The 22643-nt window shown below is 42.4% G+C and carries 18 protein-coding genes, 3 tRNA genes and 1 pseudogene; 6 read left to right on the top strand and 16 right to left on the bottom strand.

The annotated features are described in order from the left end of the window. The first annotated feature begins 112 nt into the window (after positions 1 to 112). Positions 113 to 187: transfer RNA gene (locus AAGA18_03440), tRNA-Lys, on the top strand. Positions 188 to 685: 498 nt separating this feature from the next. On the opposite strand, the gene AAGA18_03435 is transcribed toward AAGA18_03440, so the two are convergent. The 5 genes and pseudogenes from AAGA18_03435 to istA all read right to left on the bottom strand — a co-directional run bounded on the left by AAGA18_03435 (position 686) and on the right by istA (position 4538). Continuing rightward, positions 686 to 1720, bottom strand: coding sequence for a nucleotidyl transferase AbiEii/AbiGii toxin family protein (locus AAGA18_03435; protein ID MEM9444382.1), 1035 nt, complete (start codon positions 1718 to 1720; stop codon positions 686 to 688). Beyond that, positions 1713 to 2324, bottom strand: a complete 612-nt coding sequence (locus AAGA18_03430; protein ID MEM9444381.1) for a DUF6088 family protein — start codon at positions 2322 to 2324, stop codon at positions 1713 to 1715. Before AAGA18_03430 ends, AAGA18_03435 begins: the two co-directional genes overlap by 8 nt. A 71-nt stretch (positions 2325 to 2395) precedes the next feature. Continuing rightward, a complete protein-coding gene (locus tag AAGA18_03425) occupies positions 2396 to 2635 on the bottom strand; it encodes a hypothetical protein (protein MEM9444380.1) in 240 nt (79 codons plus the stop codon). Between the two features lie 203 nt (positions 2636 to 2838). Beyond that, entirely contained in the window at positions 2839 to 3615 is a 777-nt protein-coding gene (istB, locus tag AAGA18_03420; protein ID MEM9444379.1) for an IS21-like element helper ATPase IstB, read from the bottom strand. Beyond that, positions 3612 to 4538: pseudogene (gene istA, locus AAGA18_03415) on the bottom strand (IS21 family transposase). The gene istB and the pseudogene istA overlap by 4 nt, the downstream one beginning before the upstream one ends. 127 nt (positions 4539 to 4665) lie before the next feature. Between istA and AAGA18_03410 the strand changes: the two are divergent. Further along, the gene (locus AAGA18_03410) at positions 4666 to 5727 is read left to right on the top strand and encodes an integrase core domain-containing protein (protein MEM9444378.1); all 1062 of its coding nucleotides are present in this window, start codon (positions 4666 to 4668) and stop codon (positions 5725 to 5727) included. A gap of 310 nt (positions 5728 to 6037) precedes the next feature. On the opposite strand, the gene AAGA18_03405 is transcribed toward AAGA18_03410, so the two are convergent. From AAGA18_03405 to AAGA18_03370, 8 genes are all read right to left on the bottom strand, one after another. Then, positions 6038 to 6123 (bottom strand) — tRNA-Leu (locus AAGA18_03405). A gap of 58 nt (positions 6124 to 6181) precedes the next feature. Then, entirely contained in the window at positions 6182 to 6790 is a 609-nt protein-coding gene (locus tag AAGA18_03400; protein MEM9444377.1) for an ECF transporter S component, read from the bottom strand. Next, positions 6787 to 8442 (bottom strand): ABC transporter ATP-binding protein, encoded by a 1656-nt coding sequence (locus AAGA18_03395; protein ID MEM9444376.1) that lies wholly within the window; start codon positions 8440 to 8442, stop codon positions 6787 to 6789. Before AAGA18_03395 ends, AAGA18_03400 begins: the two co-directional genes overlap by 4 nt. Next, positions 8435 to 9292, bottom strand: a complete 858-nt coding sequence (locus AAGA18_03390; GenBank protein MEM9444375.1) for an energy-coupling factor transporter transmembrane component T — start codon at positions 9290 to 9292, stop codon at positions 8435 to 8437. The genes AAGA18_03395 and AAGA18_03390 overlap by 8 nt, the downstream gene beginning before the upstream one ends. A gap of 12 nt (positions 9293 to 9304) precedes the next feature. Continuing rightward, positions 9305 to 10213, bottom strand: coding sequence for a DUF4430 domain-containing protein (locus AAGA18_03385; protein ID MEM9444374.1), 909 nt, complete (start codon positions 10211 to 10213; stop codon positions 9305 to 9307). 3 nt (positions 10214 to 10216) lie between these two features. Further along, on the bottom strand, positions 10217 to 12109 hold the full coding sequence (locus tag AAGA18_03380; protein ID MEM9444373.1) for a putative Ig domain-containing protein: 1893 nt from the start codon (positions 12107 to 12109) through the stop codon (positions 10217 to 10219). A gap of 7 nt (positions 12110 to 12116) precedes the next feature. Then, positions 12117 to 14213 (bottom strand): hypothetical protein, encoded by a 2097-nt coding sequence (locus AAGA18_03375; protein ID MEM9444372.1) that lies wholly within the window; start codon positions 14211 to 14213, stop codon positions 12117 to 12119. A 30-nt stretch (positions 14214 to 14243) separates the two neighbouring features. Continuing rightward, positions 14244 to 14900, bottom strand: coding sequence for a PEP-CTERM sorting domain-containing protein (locus tag AAGA18_03370; GenBank protein ID MEM9444371.1), 657 nt, complete (start codon positions 14898 to 14900; stop codon positions 14244 to 14246). A gap of 507 nt (positions 14901 to 15407) precedes the next feature. Between AAGA18_03370 and AAGA18_03365 the strand changes: the two genes are divergently transcribed. Next, positions 15408 to 16706, top strand: a complete 1299-nt coding sequence (locus AAGA18_03365; GenBank protein ID MEM9444370.1) for a CHASE2 domain-containing protein — start codon at positions 15408 to 15410, stop codon at positions 16704 to 16706. Between the two features lie 61 nt (positions 16707 to 16767). Continuing rightward, positions 16768 to 18690, top strand: coding sequence for a biosynthetic arginine decarboxylase (gene speA, locus AAGA18_03360; GenBank protein MEM9444369.1), 1923 nt, complete (start codon positions 16768 to 16770; stop codon positions 18688 to 18690). A gap of 604 nt (positions 18691 to 19294) precedes the next feature. Here the strand turns inward: speA and AAGA18_03355 are convergent. Further along, complete coding sequence (locus AAGA18_03355) at positions 19295 to 19942, bottom strand: NlpC/P60 family protein (protein MEM9444368.1); 648 nt, start codon at positions 19940 to 19942, stop codon at positions 19295 to 19297. A 1-nt stretch (position 19943) separates the two neighbouring features. Further along, positions 19944 to 20306: a cupin domain-containing protein gene (locus AAGA18_03350; GenBank protein MEM9444367.1), complete on the bottom strand. Its 363-nt coding sequence runs from the start codon at positions 20304 to 20306 to the stop codon at positions 19944 to 19946. 146 nt (positions 20307 to 20452) lie between these two features. Here AAGA18_03350 and AAGA18_03345 point away from each other — a divergent pair, with 146 nt between their 5' ends. Both AAGA18_03345 and AAGA18_03340 read left to right on the top strand, forming a co-directional pair. After that, positions 20453 to 21274 carry an N-acetylmuramoyl-L-alanine amidase-like domain-containing protein gene (locus AAGA18_03345; protein ID MEM9444366.1) on the top strand — a complete coding sequence of 274 codons (822 nt, stop codon included), beginning with the start codon at positions 20453 to 20455 and terminating at the stop codon, positions 21272 to 21274. Positions 21275 to 21714: 440 nt separating this feature from the next. Continuing rightward, positions 21715 to 21799, top strand: a tRNA-Leu gene (locus AAGA18_03340). Here AAGA18_03340 and AAGA18_03335 read toward each other — a convergent pair. Continuing rightward, the gene (locus tag AAGA18_03335; protein MEM9444365.1) at positions 21800 to 22642 is read right to left on the bottom strand and encodes an FAD:protein FMN transferase; all 843 of its coding nucleotides are present in this window, start codon (positions 22640 to 22642) and stop codon (positions 21800 to 21802) included. Between the last annotated feature and the right edge of the window lies 1 nt (position 22643).

Genomic DNA, 22643 nt, shown 5'->3' with positions numbered 1-22643 from the left:
TAAGCAGTGACGTAGAGATGGCATACATCGGCTTTCATTCAAGTCTTACCAAACTCAGTGATGGATAGATTTGAAAAGAGTGAGCGGATCTTTACTCCAAGCTTTTTGATAAGCCTCGTTAGCTCAGCGGTAGAGCAGGAGACTCTTAATCTCTTGGTCCTTGGTTCGAATCCAAGACGGGGTACCATTTGACGCATTCATTGCGTCAGAATGTTACACCGTTTGGAAAAGAACACAGTTCGAATGACATGCGCATTAGCGCAACCCTCCTATATCTGCGGAGCAGCACACCTCATAGAGTAGGGTACAAGGGTCTCAATTCCAAGACGGGGTACCAATCCGTTCTTTGATTGGGACTCCTCCGGTTTGGATGTCTTGCCGATCGCGACAGCGATTATATCTTTCTGTGGAGCGGCATTTAGCAAAGCCTCTGGAGAGGGATTAACGCAGTTCGAATGACATTTGCGAAGCAAACTTCTTACTTTAGCGCGGAGCCTTCATGATCCACGCCCTTAGCAGTAATCCAGCCTGTTTCCTAAGTGTTAGAAAAAATCTATTTATGACCTTAGCTCTATGGGGGTAATGGGTAAATAAGGATTTTAAATAAGCCAAATGACATTCAGAAGTTTATACCAAGACTAAGATTCTTAGTATTGATCGAGAGATCTCTCAAATCAAATAAGAACTAGCTAAAAAGCGCATTCCATTTATCTTGAAAAGTTTCAACTGAGTTCACTATTTCTGTAAAGCTTGGAACTTCGCCGAAAAAGAAGTTATTTTTCATAGACTCATAATCCTTCTCCCAAAAAGATAAAGCATCTTGTCCTGGAAGCATTTCCATCGTTCCAGGTCGGAGTGTTTCATAGTCCACCCAACTAACATTGTAATAAAACATGCGATGCTCCCTTACCCGAGTAACTAAAGATTCATTTGCAATAGCCTTATCGCCTATTCCAGCTTTAATCATGCAATACAGATCATAGTAATGACGAGCCATCCTACCTTTTCTTTTCCTGGATTCAGGCCGTTGTCCTTCTTCATGAAGCAGCATAGCCTTTTCTAAGAAGGTTCGACTCGAATCTAGAACATTTACTTTTATTTTACCTTCTGGAGGGAAAACCTGGGGCAACACTTCAATAAGATATGGTTTTATCTCGTGTTTATCAGCAGGCCAATTATCACCTCTTGGTCCTATTTCTAATTTCACATACGGAAGCAATGCTTCCAGACTCTTCTCAGGAAACACTCTTGGATAATAGAACTCTATTGTATTATGGTCGTGATCTTCTTGGTCAAAGATGATCTTAGCTAAAGACGGATCTGGAAGCTCTTTGTTAATTTGTTTCTCTAAACAAGAAAGCAAATCCTCTGAAACAGTTTTCCGACACGCTTTTTTAAGTCTCTCGATACGCTTCTTTTTTTGAGATGAAGTCTGAGCTTCTTCTGGTTCATTTTCTCCACCAAAACCCAAGTATTCACGGTCTACTATCAAATCAATATCTTCTGAAAAGCGATCGATAAGATTCCAGACTTTTGATAAAGAGGTACCACCTTTAAAAGTTAGCTTATCCTTCCACTTCGGAAGTTCAAAGAGTTGTTTAAGCGTCCAGCATACCCAAAAATCTTTTTCAATCGTTGCCGCAGGAATACCTAACTCAGCTTTAGCCTGTTCATAATAAAGAAGCTGCTCATTTACTGGTAATTGAATAAAATCATTCATTTGCAAGAGTTCTAAAGATATCTCCAATCCATGCTGGTGGATAGCTAATATCATCTAATAACTGCTTTTTATCTTTCTGACTCAGTCGCTTTTTAAGCTTTGCGATCATTTTCTCGTCTATCTGTTGTTTTCCCATATGTTTAAGTGCTTGGGTGACAAGCCCACTAATTTTGCCTGACATTGCCATCATCCTAGGTGTTGTTGGTATGAGGCGTATTTCCTGTCTACCTACCTTTACTAGCTTTCTTGGGCCATCTGTAAGAAAAATGATTTTCATGGGAAGCTGTTCAGACAATCCAGTTAAATTGGCAGCGTAAGCACCTGACGGCTGAATTCTAATAGCCTCAGATCCTTTTAGCGCATTAGCTATGCTATCTACTGAAGGAGCTATGAGTCCCAGTTTAGGGTGCTTTCTGGGATAATCATAAAGACCTGGAGCTAGCCTACGAATTGTCCCAGATTCAACATACCTTTTTAGAGCATTAAACACCGCTTGTTTACTGCCCAAATCTCTAAATTTTTTTGGTGTAAATACAATACCCCTTTTAAGGCCATATATCCTTGAGATTATTTTATTATCTATAGAATTTAGGTGTTTTCCCATTATTTTTGTTTACTTTTTTATATATTTTTGTAACCAAAAATAAAGCTATTTTCTAGATTTTTTTACGTCCCTCACCGCCGCAGGTCTTCATGATCCACGCCTTTAGCGGTAATCCAGCCAGTGTTGGAGATGTGGAAGGCATCGGTAAGGTTTTGCAGACCGGTTGCTTGAGGATCAGGAAGAAGATCCGTAAGGTCCTTGCGCTTCCATACCCACTGAGCAAACGGTGCTTCGGGATTGGCTTCGGGCGGTTCTTTTTCCCAGATGACTGCAGCGCCACCGGATTGCCCGACAATGAGCGGTGAATCCACTTCTATTTGAACGCTTTCGGGATCGGCAGGATCTAAGAGAACCGTGATGGTGCGCTTGTTGATAGCACGGGCAACTCCAGGCCACTCAAAGCTGTGTCAACGCGCAAGTAAAAGTGACCCATTAACGAGCATTAAGAATTGACCCACCCTGGGTCAGAAGAGGTGATGTTTTTTTCCTTTCTTTGTATTGAATGTTAATTTCTTTAGGTAGCGATCAGTTGATCTGACCCAGCCTTTTTCTTTTCCTTTAAGCGGAAACTTTCTCCTTTGATATTAAGAACCGTAGAGCGATGAAGTAGTCTATCGAGAGCAGCACTGGCCATAGCAGCATCTTCGCAGAAGACATCAGCCCAATGACTGAAAGCTTTGTTACTGGTGAGGATAATGGCCCCATTTTTCTGATAACGCTGACAGATGACCTGGAAAAGCAAGCTTGCCTGAGGTCCATCGAATTGGAGGTAGCCGACTTCATCGATGATGAGCAGCTTGGGGCGAGTGAGGTTTTTCATCTCTCGGTGGAGTCTGTTTTCATCAACTGCTTTGGTAAGCTTGTGAGCCAGATCCATCGCATTGGTGAAGTAGACACGATGCCCCATTTCCGCACAAAGAACACCCAGCGAGATAGCCAGATGCGTCTTTCCAACACCTGGAGGTCCGAGCAGAACAACATTACGGCCTTCACTTAAGTAACGTCCGGCAGCGAGCTCTTCGATGATTCGAGGGTCAAGGCCTGGTTGAGCATTAAAGTCGAAGTCATCGAGTCGCTTGATGTAGGGGAAGCGTGCAAATTGGATGTTGATGGCAACGGTTTTGCGTCGCCTTTCTCTGAGTTCTCCATCTAAAAGATACCCTAGGAAATGTGTATAGGACCAATCTTGAGCAGATGCTTGCTGGCTGGCAGCATCAAGTTGACCAAGAGCGGTATGGAGACCAAGTTCTTTAAGGCCATCCTTAGCCAGAGTTTGATAGGTTACACTCATGAGTTGACCTCCTCAAAGGTGCTCAGCTCAACTTGTTCAACGTTCTGATCAAAACAAACGTTCCAACGAGGAGAGTTTTCCGGAGGTTTGATTTGTTGGGAAGTGAGTTTCCATAATTCGGCAAGATGGTCTTTATCAACAATGGACTGACCCGGCTTAAGTGCCTGCTTGTGCTCTGCAATAATAAGCTCTTTGGAGCGGATGGTAATCACACCAGCACTGGCTTCAATGGAGACGGTTTTACCTGCATGCTCAGGCGGCACAGAGTAACGACTACCATCAAAGCGCACCATACTCTCCCAATTGACTTTGCGACTTACAGGCTCATGCCAGTGGTAGGCTTTAATCGAATCAAGTGCCGTCAGCGACTCCTGTGGAAAGAGTTCTATAGGAGGAACACCCGTAGTAGCATGAACGCGAACATTAGCCGTATGGTTAAGCCAACTAAAACCTTGAGCATTAAGATCTGCAAGATCATCAAAATGCTTGCCTGCCAGAAAGTTATCCTTCAAGTAATCCACGGCTCGCTCAACTTTACCTTTAGTCCTGGAGCGGTAAGGTTGATGCGTCTTGGGGATAAACCCATAGTGATGACAAAAATCCAGGAAGCCCTCATTCCACTTCGAACGTGAAATGCGAACCTGCTTCATATTGTCATAGACAATCTGCTCAGGCCAGCCACCGAAAAAATCAAAAGCCTTCTTGTGGCACTCCATGAGTTCTTTGATTTGCATCGATGTAGTAAAACAGCTAAAGAGCATGCGCGAATAACCCAAGACCATGACAAAAGCATAAACAGAATGCTTGCTGCCCTGCTTATCAGGAAACTTTCCACAGTAAGCCCAGTCTACCTGAGCCTGTTTACCCGGAGGTGTTTCAAAACGCACCGTGAGCTTTTGCAAACGAGTCTTCTGAGGTTTGAGAGATTGTAGATAACCGTGGTGTCAAAAAATAGGGTTCCAGTTGTAAAACTCTTATGTGTGGTGTCAAAAAATAGGGTTCCAGAGTAAAGTCTTGGTTGCAAGGGTGATTTTGCTAGGAAATTACCCCATGTCCCCTCACTTACCATTGAACCTGCAGCAGGCTTCGCACATCTTGTTGATTCAGATTATTACCTATCTTTTGCTCGAAAACCAGAAGCTTAGTAAATGGATTCCAGGGCATTGTAGGCAAAAACTTACCAATACAGATCGCATGTTACTCTCCAAACTTGCTCACCCTCTAGGCCCACTACGAAAGTATTTCGTTTCCATTGTTCATCCCAAAACTATAGAAAAATGGTTCAGACGCTTTGTTCTTAAAAAACAAAACCCTCCATCAGATAAAAACAATTACGTTGGTAGGCCAGGTATTCCCAACAAGATCCGTAAATTAGTAATCTCTATCGCAAGGGAAAATACCAGTTGGGGCTATGAGAAAATTGCGGGCGTCCTTGCCAATCTAGGCTTTTCTATCTCCCATCAAAGTATCGGCAATATTCTTAGTAATGCCAATATTCCACCTTCTCCAGAACGAAAACTTAGCTCCAGCTGGCATCGCTTTCTTAAAACACACAAACATGTCTGGGCCACTGATTTTTTTACCAAAGAGGTCTGGGAGCTTTCAGGCCTCAAAACTTATTACATCCTCTTCTTTATTCATATTAAGAGTCGAAAAATTTTCATTGCTGGTGCAACTGAATTTCCCAAAGAAGCTTGGATGCTTCAGCATGCCAGAAATATTTCTTCCCGGGATGAGTTCCTCGATAATATAGGCTTTTTGATTCATGACCGGGATTCCAAATACTCTCATGCTTTCGGTAAGGTCTTTTCAGATATCGGCTTTGATACCATCCGACTTCCTAAGCGCTCCCCCAACCTCAATGCTTTTGCAGAGCGTTTCGTGCTCTCTATAAAATCCGAATGTCTTGATCATTTACTCCTGCTTGGTGAGTGTTCATTAATTCGAGCATTACGGGAGTATGAAGCCTTTTATAATACCGAGCGAAATCACCAAGGTATTGATAATGTCATCCCCTTTCCAAAAGATCATGTCGGTCAAAACTGCGGAGAAATTAAAAAGTCCTTCCGTCTGGGCGGTTTACTAAACTATTATTACCGACAAGCCGCCTAATCTTTATTTCAATATTTCAAAAAACTTTCATTTGAGAATTTCTCTTCTCAAACTCAGAACCCCTGTGCCTACTCATTTTAAACTACTTCATCATCAAATGCACAATGGTTCATATTCGACTTAATCGTAAGCTTTTCGGTGCCCTATAAAATTCTACAGCATCTCTAAACTCTTTTTAAATCCTCCTTCTTTGCGGAATCCTATTTTTTTACCCCACGCGGCAGATATTGTGTGATCCTGTTCAGAAGAAACAAGAAGTCTATTAGAGGTGCTAGCTTTGGATGATCTTTGGTGGGAAGTTTTGAAATATTACCCGGGGCGGGGCTCGAACCCGCACGAGAGTCGCCTCTCACAGGATTTTAAGTCCTGTGTGTCTGCCAATTCCACCACCCGGGCGTCTTTAGACGAGCTGGAAACACTACCAGAAACTTCCAAATGGAGGCAAGTCGCCAATTTAACTTTTTGGATGAATATTTAGTTTCTGTCGATATTTCCGAAGCAGTTTGATGCACCAATTTCCAAGAAACCATATCAATGCAGTATTAACCAACCCATGTTGTACATCAAACCAAAGCGATAAAGCGTTGGTCGTTAGCCAGCTTTCCCAGGTAAGCGGGTAAACAAAAGCCAACCAATGCCAAATATTCGTTATCCAACCAAATAAGAATCCCCATGCCAAGCCCATGAGTGCCATGATCTTCAAAGAAAGCCTGGGCCACTTAACACCTAGAAAACCAAAACTCATACCGCAAAGCGACCATGCTAGCATCTGCCAAAGTGTCCAAGTTCCATGTCCTAAAAAAGAATTTGATATAAGAACCGAAACAACTGCAACCACAAACCCATTCAAAGGTCCGAAGACAAAGCCAGACATGATAACCATAAAAGTTGTAGGTTGGAGGCTGGGAAGGGCAGCAAAGGGAATTCTTCCGATACCAGCTAAGGTCCCTAAAACCATGATAAGTGATAGTTGTCGGGCAGTCATTTTCGAGCGCTCAAAAAAGAAAGCCGTTACACCCAAGAAAATGAGTGCCCCCAGTGACCAAGTCATCGCTGCATTCATTGCACCGATTCTTTTATGTGGCTTAATCTCTCTTTCGCACTTTTGGCATGGTAGACATCCTCTGAAAATCCTCTAAAAAGGCGCCGAACTGTTGAAGTATAATAACCTTGCTTGAAAAAATGCTTAGCCTCCAGCAAGTGAGACATCTTCCCCGATTCTATTAATGCAATCCTATCTGCGTATTCTGCGGCAAAATCAACGTCTTGAGTGGCAAGTAAGATGCTTGAGCCCTGATCCAAGTAGCTTCGAAGTAATTTTCCTAACAATTCTTTTAAATCCTGATCCAAACCTCGTGTGGGTTCATCAATTAGTAAAATTTCAGGCTTTTTAATAAGTACACAGCCCAAAGCTAAACGCTGTTTCTCTCCTCCACTCAACGTTCTAGGATCTCTCTCTTCCAGGCCATCCAATTGCAATTGATGAAGCATTTGCTTAATCACATTAGTTTCATCCATAGAATGTAAGGTACTTTGCTCTAAGCTAAATTTAAGTTCTTCATAAACCGTATCATGAAATAAGTAATCATGGGGGTTCTGAGAAAGGTAGCCTATCTTTGTAAATTTGTATAAAGCGTCTAAGCTTTGAAGCGGCTCTCCATGAAACAATACCTGGCCTCGAATATTTTCTAGCAGGCCTGACAACCCCACCAGTAAGGTGCTTTTACCTGCGCCGTTTTCCCCTAACAAACAAACCAGCTCACTTTGATGAAGTTCTAATTGGATATCTTTTAGAATCGGTTTTTCATCAATCGAATATTGGAAATTCACACTCTCTAGAATCAAGGAACCATTGACCCATACCCTTTCTTCACAATCCTGTTTTTCCAAACTCGGGCCTATCAACAATGATTTCAAAATATCTCTACCTTCTTCAATTGTTATGGGAGGCTCATTCGCCACTATTAGCTGACTGACTAATGGAGCACATAAATTGGCAGAAGTCTTGTCTTTCAACGATGCCTTGACGAATTGCCTCGGAATTTCATTATGTATGATTCGTCCTTCCTCTAAGAAAAGCACTCGATCCACTCGATGTAATAATGAATCTACCTGCTGTTCAATGAGAATGATGGTCAACCCCATCTTTTTCTTTAGGTCTGAAAGCATTTTTAATAATTGACGAGAAGCATTTGGATCTAACTGCGAGAAAGGCTCATCTAGAATCAAGGTTTGACAACCCATAGCTAAAATAGAAGCAATAATCACTCGTTGGAGCTCTCCACCAGATAAGTTTTCGCATTTCCGATTTAATAGATGTTTGATGCCTAAGCTGCTAGAAAAATGATCCAACCTCTTTTCCATTTCAGCATGTGGCAATCCAATATTCTCCATACCACATACTATTTCACTGAGGACATCTGGTGTTAAAACCTGTTTCTCAGGGCTTTGAAAGACCATGCCTACGGAACGTCTGAATTCTATATCACGATACTGACTAAAGGGTTTATTTTCCCAAAAAATATTTCCTTTAAACCGTCCCCCATAATAGTCTAATAGAATATTTCCCAAGGCCTTTCCTAAAGTCGACTTACCACTGCCAGACTTTCCCAATAGCAAAATCCACTCACCTTTTTTGATCGTTAAGTTCACACAAGACAAAGCTGGCGATTTAGACTCGGGGTAATCATAGGAGAATTTTTTGAATTCAAACATATTTTCTTCCATTGAAAGCCCTGAGGATGATTGGGATACAGAAGAGAACACACCACAGCAGGGAACACATTATAGAAGGCTTCCAATCAGCAATCACCAGTGCAGGAAAGAATTGCCAATCCACAGGATTCCAATATCTAGCTAGCAAGCTAAATACTAGTGCTGCGATACCACATAAAATAAATACAAAAGAAATCCCATTCATTGGCCATGTCTTATATTGTGTCTTGCTGCCCATTCTAAAACCACGTGCCTGTAAAGCCTCCCCGCGTTCCCAAGCACTTTCCAAGGCTGAGGTAATGGCTACTTTCCAAAGATAAACCCATGCTTTCATTCGCTGGCTGATACATTTTGTTTTGAAAGGAACGCCCCTGCTCTCTAGAACAAGCCGGATGCGCTTTACATCGCTTAATAATTTTGGCAACCAGGCCAGGCTCATTTGCAAGAGTGTACCCAGTTTGGGGAAACTAGCTGTTAACTTAATAATGAGATCGTTGTAAGAGGTAATAACGCCTAGCAAACTGAAAGCCATGATAGTAACCCAAACCTTAACTGCGGCCATTATGCCGTATAACAAGGCTTCTAAAGTAAATTCTCTTCCTAAAAATTCTAAGAGCGCCCTTTCGCCCTGACTATTAACAAGGGCATTAAGAAAGATAAAAGGAATAGCAGAGCAAAAACCAAAATAAGCGAATGCTCTCCATTGCTTAAAGGGCATTAACATAACATGTACCCCCCACAAAAATAAAACCAGACTCACCAAAAGAAGAGGATTATTCATGCTCATAGCTGCAGCAAAAATACCTATGACATAGATGAATGCCGCAATAGGATGAACTTGATTAGACATTATCAAAAATTTTTACCAAACAGGTAATGTTATAATCTCATGCTTACTCAAAGCTATCCCACAACCAAATTGAGTCTTATCAGATGCAGCTAGAAACAGTTTTGATATTTCTTTGATACTCTGGCTTTGGTTACCAGTCACGATCCAGACCGCTCCGTTTTGTCCTACCTTCCCCGCGATCAATGTGGCGCCTCCATCGATTTTTTTGGCCGGCTTCCCATCAAAATAACGAAGCTCCAGTTTTTCTTCTGAATTGAATCTAACAAAAAATCCTAATTTATCCGCATTTTCGAAAAATTTAAGGGTTTGCTTGTTTTTTACTAAATCTTTGTAAGCACCGATAAGCAGCAGATAGGATTTAGTAAAGTCCTTCATTGCAGATAGCTCGGCTGTTTGAACATTATCAACATGATGCTTTTCTAAATCTTCAGCCCACATTTGACCAAGTGCTTGGAATCCTTCGGCATGGGCTACAACAGTCTTTTTTTTCTTGCCACGGTATCCCCCTAGAAAAGGATGAGGATATGCACCAACCAATGCACTTATTGAGATACCTTCTTTCCAATGATGAAAATCCCACCAAATCATATCCTCGTGATGTAGTTGATATTGCTTAGCTCCAACTGGCGCCAAGATACCATTTACATAGTAAAACCAGTCCTTGGTTTCACCGTTCTTTGAAACAGATTGAATACCATTGATAGAGTTCACAAACCCCCCACCAAAACCAGTCTTTAGATCGGTGTGAGCCTTCAGTAATTCAATCACATTTAAAGGTCGGGTTTTGTCACTAAGATGCAAGATGGGTTGTTGAGAAAAACTTTTAGTAATCCTTAAAGTCACCTGCATCTCAGCAATGAGCGTCGAATAAAGACTGAGAAGCAGCGGAAAAAATCTTATAGCTAAAGGTAAAATCATCATCACCTAATAATGGATCGCTTTGACTGCATCGAGGTCAAAGCCACTTTTATTGAAATTTGGGTTAACTGAACCTGTTTCAGTTGTATGCCTCACAAAATCTCCATCTTTATCTTGTATCCATAGGTCGCCGGTAGACTGAATTCTTATGTAGCGCGCCCAGGACAGACCAACTTGTGCGAGGTCGAATTCATCCCCACCAGCATCACCTTGGAACGTAGGATTAACGCCCGCAAACCCTCGCGCATATATGAAAGGATTTGAAGTATCAACTGTTTCACTTTCATCTCCGTCTGGATGAGGTAAAAAATCAAATGGCATTTGCCTCCAAGTCCTACCATCCTTACTTACCCAAACGACTGCTGGCTCCATAAACCGACTATTTTCCGTTCCATAAATATTGAAGACATTTTCAAAAATTTTAAAATCAGGGCCTGGACCATTGAAAATAAAATTATCTAGAAATTTTAGGACAATACTTCCGCCATATCTATCTCTGCTTCCATCGTTAATGGCTGCTCCTAAGGAAACTACATCTGTCGATCCGAAACCGTATTGCGGAAGCATAGGAGGACCTAGAGTCATTTCAGCAGAACCGTAAGGAGAATGATGTAGAGGGCTAAAAGAGTCTATGTCATCCGCATAAGGATCAATCTTTTCACCTTGTAATGAGAGCCCTGTTACCGCAAATCCCAGTGCTAATTCTTTCTCTGAAGATTCTTCGCTTTGCCCGAATAGAGCATAGTAGTATCTGTTACCCTCACTAACATCTAGATCTAGAAAACAATTGTCCCTGCCTAGATATCTATTTTCACCCGTGACAGTAGTTGAAGGATAGCCGGCTTCCGACCTCATAAGAATAAATTGATCTGGTCTTTTGCCTTCTTCTACTTGATTCCAGCAGATTAACATCGCATTTTTTCCGGGTATCATCTTTATTTCCCATTTACTTTCATCTTCTGGTTCAACAACTTCTAAAGTGTGAAGCTTAGTAGCTACCTGGCCCACGCTATCCATAACCTGGACGATAAATGAATAAGTATCTGGGTCACCTTGAGGTGTTCCGCTTAAGCTAGCCTGATTGGAAAAAGTAAATTCCGGAGGCAATGCGCCTTCAATCAATTGCCAACTGTAAGGTTTTTCTCCTCCATCAGCTTGAAAGCTATACTCGTATTCTTCCTCTAGAAAAGCTTGTGGCAGTTCACTCGGAGACATAATAGTCAGGAGATCCTCCTCTTTTTCATTCTCTAGTATTATAGAGAGTCTGTATTCTGCAATGTCTTGATTTCCTGTAGCATCTGATACTTTGATGCGAAAGACTGACTCGGAGATCTCTTCACTTAGGCCATATAAAGTTGCTGCCGCAGGACTAAAAGCAAAGCCTTGAGGGAGGCTGCCATTTACAAAGGACCATTTATAAGGGAAGCTTCCACCAATTGCCTCAAATTTAAAGTATGCTTCCTGACCCACTTCAACAGGACTCAAGGGACCTGTTGTAATATATAAAGGCAAATCCACATAGACCAATTCTTCTCCCCGCTGATTTTTCCAAACAGCCCCGTCAGTAGGGTCTGGAGCTTGTAGCCAGAAACCATTTTTTTTCACTCTTCGGCTCTCGCCTTCGCCTGCTATCTCATCAAACTGAGAAGCTCTTTGGTAAGGTCCACCCTCTTCCTTCAAATCAGAGTCCTCAGGCTGTTCGGCTATGGGGACTGCTATTAAATTTTCATCTGGCTTCTCTCTTTCAGAAAAATTCCCTAGGAGGTTCTTATTTTCTTCAGGTGATGAATTTAGTAACTTTTGACTGACACCATACACTATAAGGCCTATCCCTATAAAAGCCAGAAGCCATAGAGAAGCTTTGGACTTCATATAGATAGCTATGAGTTGATCTACCATGTATGCTTTACTCTAAAAGCTGGACGTTTATTCGCATGAACCTCCGTTCTAAGTCAAAGAATGATTCTCCATCCTCGACCTCAGTCTCAACCAGACCTCCTAAAAGATTTTCCGTGATGCTACCCGCACCCGGAGTTCCTATAGACTGCATAGGGTTACCTCGCTCACTTCTTGCAATTACATCCCAGCTGCCAGGTAGCAAGTCATTGGATACCTCTACGTCCATTCTTAAATCATTGGTTCGATATCGCCTAGGAAAGGAAATCCTAAAGCTATCAGTAGTTAATTGGTAACCAATCAGATTACTTCCATCTACCTCCTGAGGATCCAAACAAAATGCATATTCTTCAAGATTTGTCCAATCGTCACCATCTGGATTTGCATCATTACCCCACAGAGTTGCCTCCAAGGAAGGGTTATCCACATCGTCACCAAAAATCCATCGTTGCCATGTTGTGATAGTAGACGGCAATATAGCGTCGACATTGGCATAGACATAGTAGATTTCTTCAGAGACATCGAATGCATCCCGAGCTAAAAAGGCTATATACTCTTCATTTGCTCTACTAAAGATCTGTATTTGATACATCACAGAGCCCGCGCCAGCTATGACCGGGTGCTCAGGGGCAATTTCAACTAAACCTCCAGTTTTGGGCTCGTAGACTTCAACAAATCCATCTGCTTTAAATCCTCCCGCCCATATGCGACCTTGCCCATCTACCGCGAGAGAACCAGCACTGGTAAAATCAACCTGAAAAACTCCATCACTAAGAACTAGTGCCGCACCTGTGATTGCTGATTCCATTTGGCTAGTGGAAAAGCGGTATACAGCATCTTTCGTTTGTGACAGCTCAAAGGTAGACACATAGACATTTCCATCATGGTCCGTGGCTATTCCGCTACTAAAGGTAGATATAGAATCTATTACTACTTTAGCCGTAAGCCCATCTAGTGATATATAACTGAGTGCGTGCTGGCCAGAGGAACCATTGGTACCAGCAATAAGCCAACCTTCCGCAGATGAGAGCGAAGACTTCCAATAAACCCCATCAAAATTCTGCAAACCAGCTAATGCAGAATAAGAAGGATTTATATTATCTGATGGATTGAATGCAGTCACTTCACTGGCCTGGCCAAAGGTACCACCTGCCCCAATGAGTGCACTTGTATCATCTTTCACGGCAATAAATGCAGGATCGTATGATGGACCATTGGCATATTGAGTCATTCCGGCTTCTCCCCAAGTATCTTGCGCAAATAATTCTGAAAGATGCCCATAAAGAAATCTCCCATCCATTAAGTGATCAAATTTAGGTGAGCGAAATAGTACATTAATGCCATCTACTTCAGGTAGATCAGGCAGTTGTAATACCTGCCAGGTATACGCATGAATAACACCTACTGCATCTAGATCGAATCCTCCTGAAGCAAAAGGCGTTTTCCAAGGGTCATTCACTCTGTTACCAAGAGAATCCAGAGTAGCGTAAGAATTATCTATAGAACCAACTGCATCGATGATTTTAATATGGGTGATGCGATCCACATCTAATAGAGGATTTGTCGTTTTTAGCTCCTCAAGATCAAAGGGTGTGCCAAATCCCGCTCGATATTTTCCGGCAAAATTATACAGCTCTGTGGGGTCTAATACTCCAAAGCTATTCACTTGGGTGGCCGTCTGAGTTTCAGAGACAGAAGGAAAGCGAAAATAGTCTATGCCATTCGAGCTAACTTCTACGTAAGCTAACTCCAAAAAAGTATCTGAGAAGCTATTTTCAAAAACTGCGAAATCAGCACCTGGTCCATTGTAGATAAAGGAATCAAATGTTAAGACCACACTGCCGCCATCTCCTAAACTTAGGACTGGATGTTCTGCACCATCTGAGTCAGCCTTACCCAAGATATTGACCGTTTGTCCAAACGTTGCTAGTGGTCCACCTGGGTCTGATATATCGACAGGACCCATAACAAAGTCTTGATAGCCTGTAGCCCATCCTACGAAAGAACTATCTGAGACGGCAATTGCAGTCGATCCAGGCTGACCTGCAGCTGGCGCAAAAGAGCCAGCTATCAGATACGGATTTAAGTTAATGAAAGTACAAGACAAAAAGCAAAGCAAGAAACGCACAGGCACTCCTTATTCATTGACTCTTTTGCCTTTCCTAATCATTACTCCTAGGACACAAGCCCCTAAAATTAGGAGAGCATAGGTTGACGGCTCTGGAACGATTTGCGCAGCTAGTGGCTCAGTATTAGGCGGGGCTAAATGATCGAAAGTTTGAGGATCTGTTGGGCCAAAACTCCAAGCGTCCCAAACACCATCTGTTAAAACACGTCCAGGGAATGAATCATCACCGAATTGGCTTGGAGAAGCTCCTACAGGAGATATTTCCCATAACACACTAGAAAAATCACTCCCAGTTCCCAGGTAATAGCCCCAGGAATCTGGAGCAAAATCACTAACCCCAGAATGGTTTTCACTACCATCAAAATAATCTATTGAAAGTAGGAAGAAGTTACTCTCGACTGTTCCTCCGAATGAAATAGTTAAATTAGGGTCAGCGTCAGCTATGGCACCAAGCATATCCGCCCCATAAGCAAGTCCATCCCAGCGGTAGCCCCAAATCCAGGACTCTTGGATTTTTCCATCATTCCAATCGATAACTAGCGCCGCTTCATTTGAACCTGAACCAACCCAACTCTCAATATCATTAAAGGTGATAGCAGCATTCAGTGAATATGAACCTGCGTATAGACATACCATCAAAGCCGTGGCATTTAACGTTTTTCTCATTCTCAATCTCCATTTTATAGCAAGAGATCGAAATACTCTAAGCTTTGATTAGCAAACAACTAAGCCATTATCCCGTCTCTCACTCTTCATTTTAGCGATGAAGTTTTTACCTTAGCATTACTCAGTCTAGGGCAAGCGAGTATTTGCAGTCAGATATTCGGACTCCGGGCCTTCATTATCATTTCAAAAGAAAATCTAAAACCTTCCCTCACGCCTTCGCTGATAAATCAACTGACTATTCCCTTACTTGAACAAGGTAGAGGGTCGTATCCCGATACCGCAGCGCAACTGTAACCGAGTCTCACGGTTTTCCCTGGCTCTGCAAACAACGATAACTTCCAAAGAACCACTCTGAAAATATTTCAAAGTATCTTCTGCGGACATTATAGAATTCTAACCATCTGTCAAAATCAATCTTCCCAAACAGATTTTAAAGCACTCATTATTTTTTATTGTAAGAAGGCGCGTCAAAATCTTATATGCTAGTGATAGCACTTTAGCTCATCTATGCCGGAAAAGTATTATGAAAAATCTCTTAGGCTCAGGACATTAGCTGTTCTGTTATTCTCTCTTTTAGTGACTGCGGCGAGTATTTTTGCCTATAAATCTCACATGACTCTATTGCTAGAAGAAGCACTTTTAGATTATCTTCAAAGAAGAGCCCCGCAGAATTACCCCACTGAATCACCTATCGTGCTGGTGAGCATAGAAGATTTGTCATTTCAGAAATGGCCTTGGCCTAAGCTTGACTTTGCACTCATTCTCCAAGCCCTGAGATCTGTATATCCGCAAGTGGTAGCTTTCGATGTTCCCTTCCAACGCCTTGATGCCTATAACCCTGATTTTGATAAAATGTTCATCAAGAGCCTACAACGCATGCGCTCGGTCATTCTCCCGGCAACGGCACTTACTGAAAGGGGATTGGATCAAGAACTCACAAACCTCATCACTATACCTTACAGAGGAACCATTGACTCGATCGACACCTATCATTCTGCCCTGTGGCCTCATGAAAAATTTGCCGATCATGTCTCCGTAGGATTTAGCAACACATCCCCCTCGTTCAATAACACGATTCGGAGACTACCCTTGATCTTCCGATGGAAACATAAAATTGCGCCCAGCTGGGCGCTCCTAGCTTATGCAGAGTACCTGAATGCAGATCTATTTAAATCAGAAGTAATACCCGGCAAGGCAATTATCCTTCGCAATGACAAAAGGGAGTTCATCGAAGAAATACCTATTGACCCTCAGGGGCATCTTATCCTGCGTTACTACCCTTTGGAAGCTCACATAAAAAAGCATGAATTTAATGACATTATCTTAGCTTCCGAAAGCCCCAACCCTGAGGAAATTGCTGGTGTAGATTTTCCCAAACTAAGAAAAAAACTATTGGTTATTGCTCGTATGACTCCAAGCATTTATGAACCCATCGACACCCCTTACCAAAATAATGCGGCACCCGTCTTACCTCATCTGATGGGATTACATAATTTATTCCATAAGTCATATATAAAAAGTCCTTCCCTAACTGTCTTATCTGTCATTCTTTTTCTCCTATCTTTTGTATCAATAGCACTTCCCTTTACTTTTGGTAATTTTAGAGGAGGGCTCTACTTCATACCCCTTCTTGTCACTGAAGTAGCAACATCCATTCTTATTTTCAACCTAGCTAACATATGGCTCCCCACCATTCTTATCATGACGACAATGATCCTTTCCTGGTTGGGAGGCAGCATATTGAATTTCACTTTTGCCAAAAGAAAACTAAGCAATCAGTTAGACCTTTTTGAAGCAAATGCATAACTTCTATTTTTACATCGTTTTTGATGGATCAATAACTGTTTATCTTTATAGATAATGGAAAATGGCTAAATCAAGCGAACGCTGGACAAATAAAAAATCCATCGAAACATACAACATTGATCGATGGGGTGCTGAATACTTTAGTGTCAACAAACAAGGACACATGATTGTCAACCCCCTACAGGATGAAGGACCATCTCTTTCCATCTACGATGTTGCTAAGACCGCAAACGCCAATGGCGTCAGCTTCCCCATGCTGATCCGCTTTCAAGATCTTCTAAGACACCGCGTCGAAAAGATAAACCAAACTTTTCAGGAAGCGATTGATAAGTACCATTTCCAGGGCAGTTATCGAGGCGTCTTCCCTATCAAAGTCAATCAATTACGTGAAGTAGTAGAAGAAATCATAGATGCAGGAGAACCCTATCATTTTGGTTTAGAAGTAGGCAGTAAACCCGAACTGCTAGCCGCTTTAGCGGTTCATCAAGACCCCGAGAGCCTCATTATCTGCAACGGCTATAAAGACACAGCGTTTATACGGCTAGCACTCTTAGGCCGTAAATTAGGTAAGAAGCTCATTTTGGTGATTGAGAAAATGGAAGAACTCCAAAGAGTGCTTGATGTTGCTAAGGACCTTGAAGTCGAACCCTTAATAGGGGTACGCATTCGCCTCCAAACCAAAGGAACTGGCCGGTGGGCTCTATCGGGTGGCGAATCTGCTAAGTTTGGACTTAGCACCAGTGATCTTATTGAAACTTGTAGGATACTTGAGAAGGCAAACATGAAACACTGTTTCCAATTACTTCATTTTCATGTCGGCTCACAAATCCCAGATATCCTGACTTTACAAAAGGCTGTCAATGAAGCTGCCCGCTATTTTGCTAAACTTTATCAACTCGACTTCCATCTCAACTATTTTGATGTAGGTGGTGGCCTCGGTATTGATTATGATGGTTCAGGTACTTCATCTCATAGCTCAATTAATTACACACTCCGAGAATACACCCGCGATATTGTCAAAAGCTTGTGTAAAGTATGTAAGGAAGAAAATGTCCCGCACCCCACTATTGTCAGCGAAAGTGGTCGATCGATTGTGACTCACCATTCGGTTCTGCTTGTCGAGGCTTTTGGAGCTATTGAAAAAACGCGAGGGGAATTTATCCCTGCTTCATCTGGCGATCATGACCTGGCTATCGAGATTTCTAAACTAGTTACTAAGTTGAACAAGCGAAACCGCCGCGAAAGCTTACACCGCGGATTGCAAATCAAGGAAGAATGTGCCACTCGTTTTGAACTGGGTCTACTAGACCTTCACACTAAGGCGAAAGTTGAAACTGCTTTCTGGCACCTAGCAGAGGAAATCGTCAAACTCTTCAAAGGCGCCAAGCAAATCCCGGAAGAAGTCATCGAACTCAGTGAGCAACTCTCTGACCAATTTCTTTGCAATTTTTCTGTTTTTCAATCCCTCATCGACCATTGGGCAGTGAACCAGCTATTCCCCATCGCACCCATACACAGACTAAACGAAAAGCCAACTCACGATGCCACGCTCGTAGACATCACCTGCGACTCTGATGGAAAGATTGATAAATTTATCGACTTCGAAGACATCGCTTCCACGCTTCCTTTACACACGGTAAATGGAAAACCTTATATACTAGGCCTTTTTTTAGTAGGAGCTTATCAAGATGTCATGGGTGACTTACACAACCTTTTTGGGACAGTTAGTGAAGCACATGTCTTTTTAGATGATGATGAAGCTGAAGGCTTTTACATCGAAGAGACAATCGATGCCGCCTCTATTTCAGATGTCTTAGATGAAGTTCAATGGGATGCCGCTCAGCTTAGCCGCCTTATGAAAATGAAAATTGATAAGGCAATTAAATCAGGGTTACTGAAACCCAAGCGCGGCATCATGCTTTTATCTGAATACGAGGCCGCTATCAAAAAATCCACCTATCTTGATCTTCAACCACGGTTCTAGAGATTTTTAAGTTGATTTCAAACCTCTTTTTTTGTCATACCCCGATCCAACATGGGTTCCAGGAGATTGAATGATTCATGGATCCCCCCCGGATGGATCCTCTGACGTCAGCTCCAATATAAGCTCAGATGCCCTATGCCTATTTTCTTGATCCTTCGGTCAAGCCGGAGGATGACAATAAAAAGGCCGAATATGACAGTGAGAGGAGCTAGGAAATAACAGGTTGGATGAAGCACTATTGCCTATTCATTAGAAAATGCACTAGGGCAAATCTTACTTGGAGTCTTCGAGTGAATGAATTTAGTAAACACTTGTACTGCTCTGGGTTACACCCGAATGATGTGATAGAAGTTGAACGAGATACGTAAAAGCTTACGCTACAAAAAAGAGTCGACAAAGATTTATCAACCGCATCGACTGACGCATAGCTTTTAAAAGCAAGGGAAGGCAAAGCTATCAAGTGCCTGGAATACCAATGCGGATAGAGTTCTGACATGGGTATCAAAAAAGTGATACCTCTAGGAGACTCTATGTTTCTGGAGGCTAAGATCTTCTACAGATCTTTAAGTTTTTAGTGCATCATTCGAGTTAAAATTAGCAGCTTCTATCTCTGTGCTACTTGCGGCTCTGTCTTAGATGGCCTGACAACTCTACCAAAAGCGACAAAGCGTCCCTTGTGATATTTACCATTTTTCCAAACACCTCCGGACGGGCTGTTGGGGCTAAATTGATAGACATCCACTCCACCTTTTCTAGTTATTTCTCCAGCAGCGCTGCTTGCGGAACCTGCCATTTTATGCACGCCCTCCTTTGTTTTCCCTAGATAGACCATCACATGCGAGATGGGTGGATACCTTTTCACATTATAAGTCCATTCCCAAAACAGAAGATCTCCAGAACGAAGGTGATCAAACAGCAAGTCCTGATTGATCGAGCCATTGGCAAGACGGGGCGCGGCATAAACTTTTCCTTCTTCCTTAAGCCACAAGAACTGGGCTGATGCTGTTCGAGGTATAGACTCACCCAGCACCTGCTCATAGATAAATCTCGAAGTATTCGAGCAATCCATCACCCACTTCTCTTTTTGTCCAGGTGGCCGCCAAGACTTAGCATACTTAATTCTCTGTGTGGCTAACCATCGACTCGTCTGCACTAATGACTCATGCTGTGCCGGCGATAGTTGACTGTGCCCTTGTTGACACAGACTAAATATTAGGAAAGTTAGAGCAGTCAATTTTAGAAGTCTTTTCATATTACTCTGTCATCACCGTATCTTCATTTTCATAGCAAGGAGCACAACAGCATAAGAACACCAAAGGCTCTTCTCCCAAGTTCCAGATCTTATGCCGCTTGCCTGGGGGGATCGCGATGGCGTCTTTGGGGCCAACCTCTTGTTCTTCATCCTCTATCCTCATACGAGCTTTACCTTCTAAAATGTAGTAAATCTCTTCGGCCATTGGATGATAGTGCTCTGCGGTAGCACAACCAGGCTTCAATGTTGCCTCAGCCAAAGATTGGTTGCGAATGCTTGAATTTCGGTGGGCTAGAAATTCTCTGATCTCAGACCCATCCACTGTAATAAAAGCCTTTACTTGCTCTCGGTTTATTACATCCATGTCTTTAATTTACATGTTTTTACGTAAAATGTACAAGTCAAAAGTGCATACTAACCTTTTGCTATAATAACATAACCGTGTTAATGACTTGCATGCTCAATCATGTTTCTATCATCCTAATACTCTGTCTGCTTTTAACTACACCAGTGGTAAACGCTCAAACCCTTCCATTAGAAACAACCTTCAGGGGCACTAAGAAATTTGAACAGATCGTAGCCAAAGCTAAAAAGGAGAATTGGCAGAATCTCGCCATCGGTGAAAGGACTGCTGTCATTGGAAAAGAGCTATTGGAAACACCCTATAAAAGCTATACCCTAGAAATACATGATCATATTGAAGCACCGTCCGCCAATTTCTATGGACTAGATTGCTGGACTTTTTTCGAGATTTCTCTGGGAATGGCCCGTATGCTTGAGAAAAATAAAGAGACGTATTCGCCTCCGGACTTACTCGAGGAAATAGAATATACCCGCTACCGGGATGGTAAATGCTATGGCAACTACCTGGACCGCATCCACTATCTAGCAGAATGGTACGTGGATAACCATAAACGAGGAAATATCATAGATATTACGAAGGACTTAGGGGGCACTCGTTTTAAGAAAGAATGCCGTGAAATGACCGTTCTTTGGAAAGGTTACCGTTACCTGCGAAAGAATCCTGAATTGCGCGCTCCTATGAAAAAGCATGAAGAACGCATTTCAAGCCTACCCATGTACCATATCCCCAAAAATAAAGTAGGGGCTATCGAATCACAATTACAGGACGGAGATATCATAGGCATAGCTACCAACCCTATAGGGTCCTTCTGTTCTCATGTGGGTTTAGCCTACCGTGATAGCAAGGGAGTCCTTCGTCTCATGCATGCCTCGAGTGATTTCAAAAAGGTTCTCATCGATGTTAGACTCAAGGATTACCTTTACAGGTACAAAAAGCATGCCGGCGTCATCGTGGGAAGACCAAAGTAAAGACTTGGACTAGAAATGCCTATAGGCGCCCATACGCATGGATTTTGGCATAGAGGAACACTCTGTCACTCAGAGTAATTTTTGCCCGACAAATTTAATGCCTTGTTTTTTATTATCTAATGCATTTTCTCATGAATAGGCAACTGTGCCTCAGCCAAAGAGTCATTCTCTGGTTTCAACGGTGAAAGCCTCTACAAATCTGTGTCGTCTCTTGGTGCTTGGATCCATATTAATAGCAGGGGATCAATCCGGAACATGACATAAATGGGTATTTACAATGAATTCAATAATGCTCTAAATTGTAAAATCATCTTGCTCTTTGTGTTTTTTGTGTCAGAGAATTCACTTAAGCCCGAACGATAGCATACAGACTTTAAGATCCGCGCAAAATCTTGCTTGTGTACCTGCTTTTTCTCATTACAGTACATCATTCTTAACAGGGGCGTGTGGCGAAATTGGCAGACGCGCTGGATTTAGGTTCCAGTGGAGCAATCCGTGGGGGTTCGACTCCCTCCACGCCTACCATTAACAAAAAATTTGCGTCTCAGGATTTTCAAGCAAGTAAGTATTAATTTCTTCCTGATTCATAACCATAAATGCAGTGGAAAGAGCATCTGAGGTAGCGGCCGTTTTGGCTAAGGCCCAAACCCTGTTTTGTTTGGGAACAGGGTTCCCAGTACGTGGGTTAATAATGTGTTCACCTTGTACCCCCATTCCAGATCCGCTAACTGCGGAATGATTTAACAGCAGAGGCTCTTTCCAATCCAATCCCCCAAGACCCACGTCCCATACTTCATCCACAGGCTGATCTAAAACCAAAACCGTACTACCTCCAGCACTTAGCATGACTTCGTTCATCTCCCAATCATCTAAGAGTAACTCGGCAACTGTATCCAAGGCATAGCCTTTACCCACTCCTCCTAAATCTAACTGCATATGATCAGCCAACATTTTCACGGAAATGCTATCCTCATCTAATATTATTTTCTGCCAACCTACCGCTTTCTTAGCCTCACTAAGTACCTTGGGATCAACCTTCACTTGATTGTCTTGGCATTCTCTCCAATATCTAAAAAGCGGACCAATGGTAGGATCGAAAGCCCCATTGGTAGCAGCAGATATATCCAATGCTTGCTTTAAGCACTCAAAGGCATCTAGCCCAAAGCGAACCCAAGTATTAGTCTGAGAGCGATTTAGCCTCCAAATATCGCTACCTTCACGAAAGCGACTGAGTTCATTTTCCAAGCGGTCTATTTCGTTCCAAAGCTCTACTGCTACATGCTTAGCATTATCATTACTATCACTAGCAACAAACATCTCAAACTTTGTGGCCATGGCATGATGGGCAAACTTTTGGATAGAAGACATA

This window comes from Verrucomicrobiota bacterium (assembly GCA_039192515.1).
Taxonomy (GTDB): Bacteria; Verrucomicrobiota; Verrucomicrobiia; order Methylacidiphilales; family JBCCWR01; genus JBCCWR01.
Note: the sequence above shows the minus strand (reverse complement) of the source record. Positions and strands in the feature narration are given on the sequence as shown.

Coding starts and splice junctions, on each gene's coding strand:
- AAGA18_03435 (MEM9444382.1), bottom strand. CDS start 1,720: ATGAATGATTTTATTCAATTACCAGTAAATGAGCAGCTTCTTTATTAT.
- AAGA18_03430 (MEM9444381.1), bottom strand. CDS start 2,324: ATGGGAAAACACCTAAATTCTATAGATAATAAAATAATCTCAAGGATA.
- istB (MEM9444379.1), bottom strand. CDS start 3,615: ATGAGTGTAACCTATCAAACTCTGGCTAAGGATGGCCTTAAAGAACTT.
- AAGA18_03410 (MEM9444378.1), top strand. CDS start 4,666: ATGTCCCCTCACTTACCATTGAACCTGCAGCAGGCTTCGCACATCTTG.
- AAGA18_03400 (MEM9444377.1), bottom strand. CDS start 6,790: ATGAATGCAGCGATGACTTGGTCACTGGGGGCACTCATTTTCTTGGGT.
- AAGA18_03395 (MEM9444376.1), bottom strand. CDS start 8,442: ATGTTTGAATTCAAAAAATTCTCCTATGATTACCCCGAGTCTAAATCG.
- AAGA18_03390 (MEM9444375.1), bottom strand. CDS start 9,292: ATGTCTAATCAAGTTCATCCTATTGCGGCATTCATCTATGTCATAGGT.
- AAGA18_03385 (MEM9444374.1), bottom strand. CDS start 10,213: ATGATGATTTTACCTTTAGCTATAAGATTTTTTCCGCTGCTTCTCAGT.
- AAGA18_03380 (MEM9444373.1), bottom strand. CDS start 12,109: ATGGTAGATCAACTCATAGCTATCTATATGAAGTCCAAAGCTTCTCTA.
- AAGA18_03370 (MEM9444371.1), bottom strand. CDS start 14,900: ATGAGAAAAACGTTAAATGCCACGGCTTTGATGGTATGTCTATACGCA.
- AAGA18_03365 (MEM9444370.1), top strand. CDS start 15,408: ATGCCGGAAAAGTATTATGAAAAATCTCTTAGGCTCAGGACATTAGCT.
- speA (MEM9444369.1), top strand. CDS start 16,768: ATGGCTAAATCAAGCGAACGCTGGACAAATAAAAAATCCATCGAAACA.
- AAGA18_03355 (MEM9444368.1), bottom strand. CDS start 19,942: ATGAAAAGACTTCTAAAATTGACTGCTCTAACTTTCCTAATATTTAGT.
- AAGA18_03350 (MEM9444367.1), bottom strand. CDS start 20,306: ATGGATGTAATAAACCGAGAGCAAGTAAAGGCTTTTATTACAGTGGAT.
- AAGA18_03335 (MEM9444365.1), bottom strand. CDS start 22,642: ATGTCTTCTATCCAAAAGTTTGCCCATCATGCCATGGCCACAAAGTTT.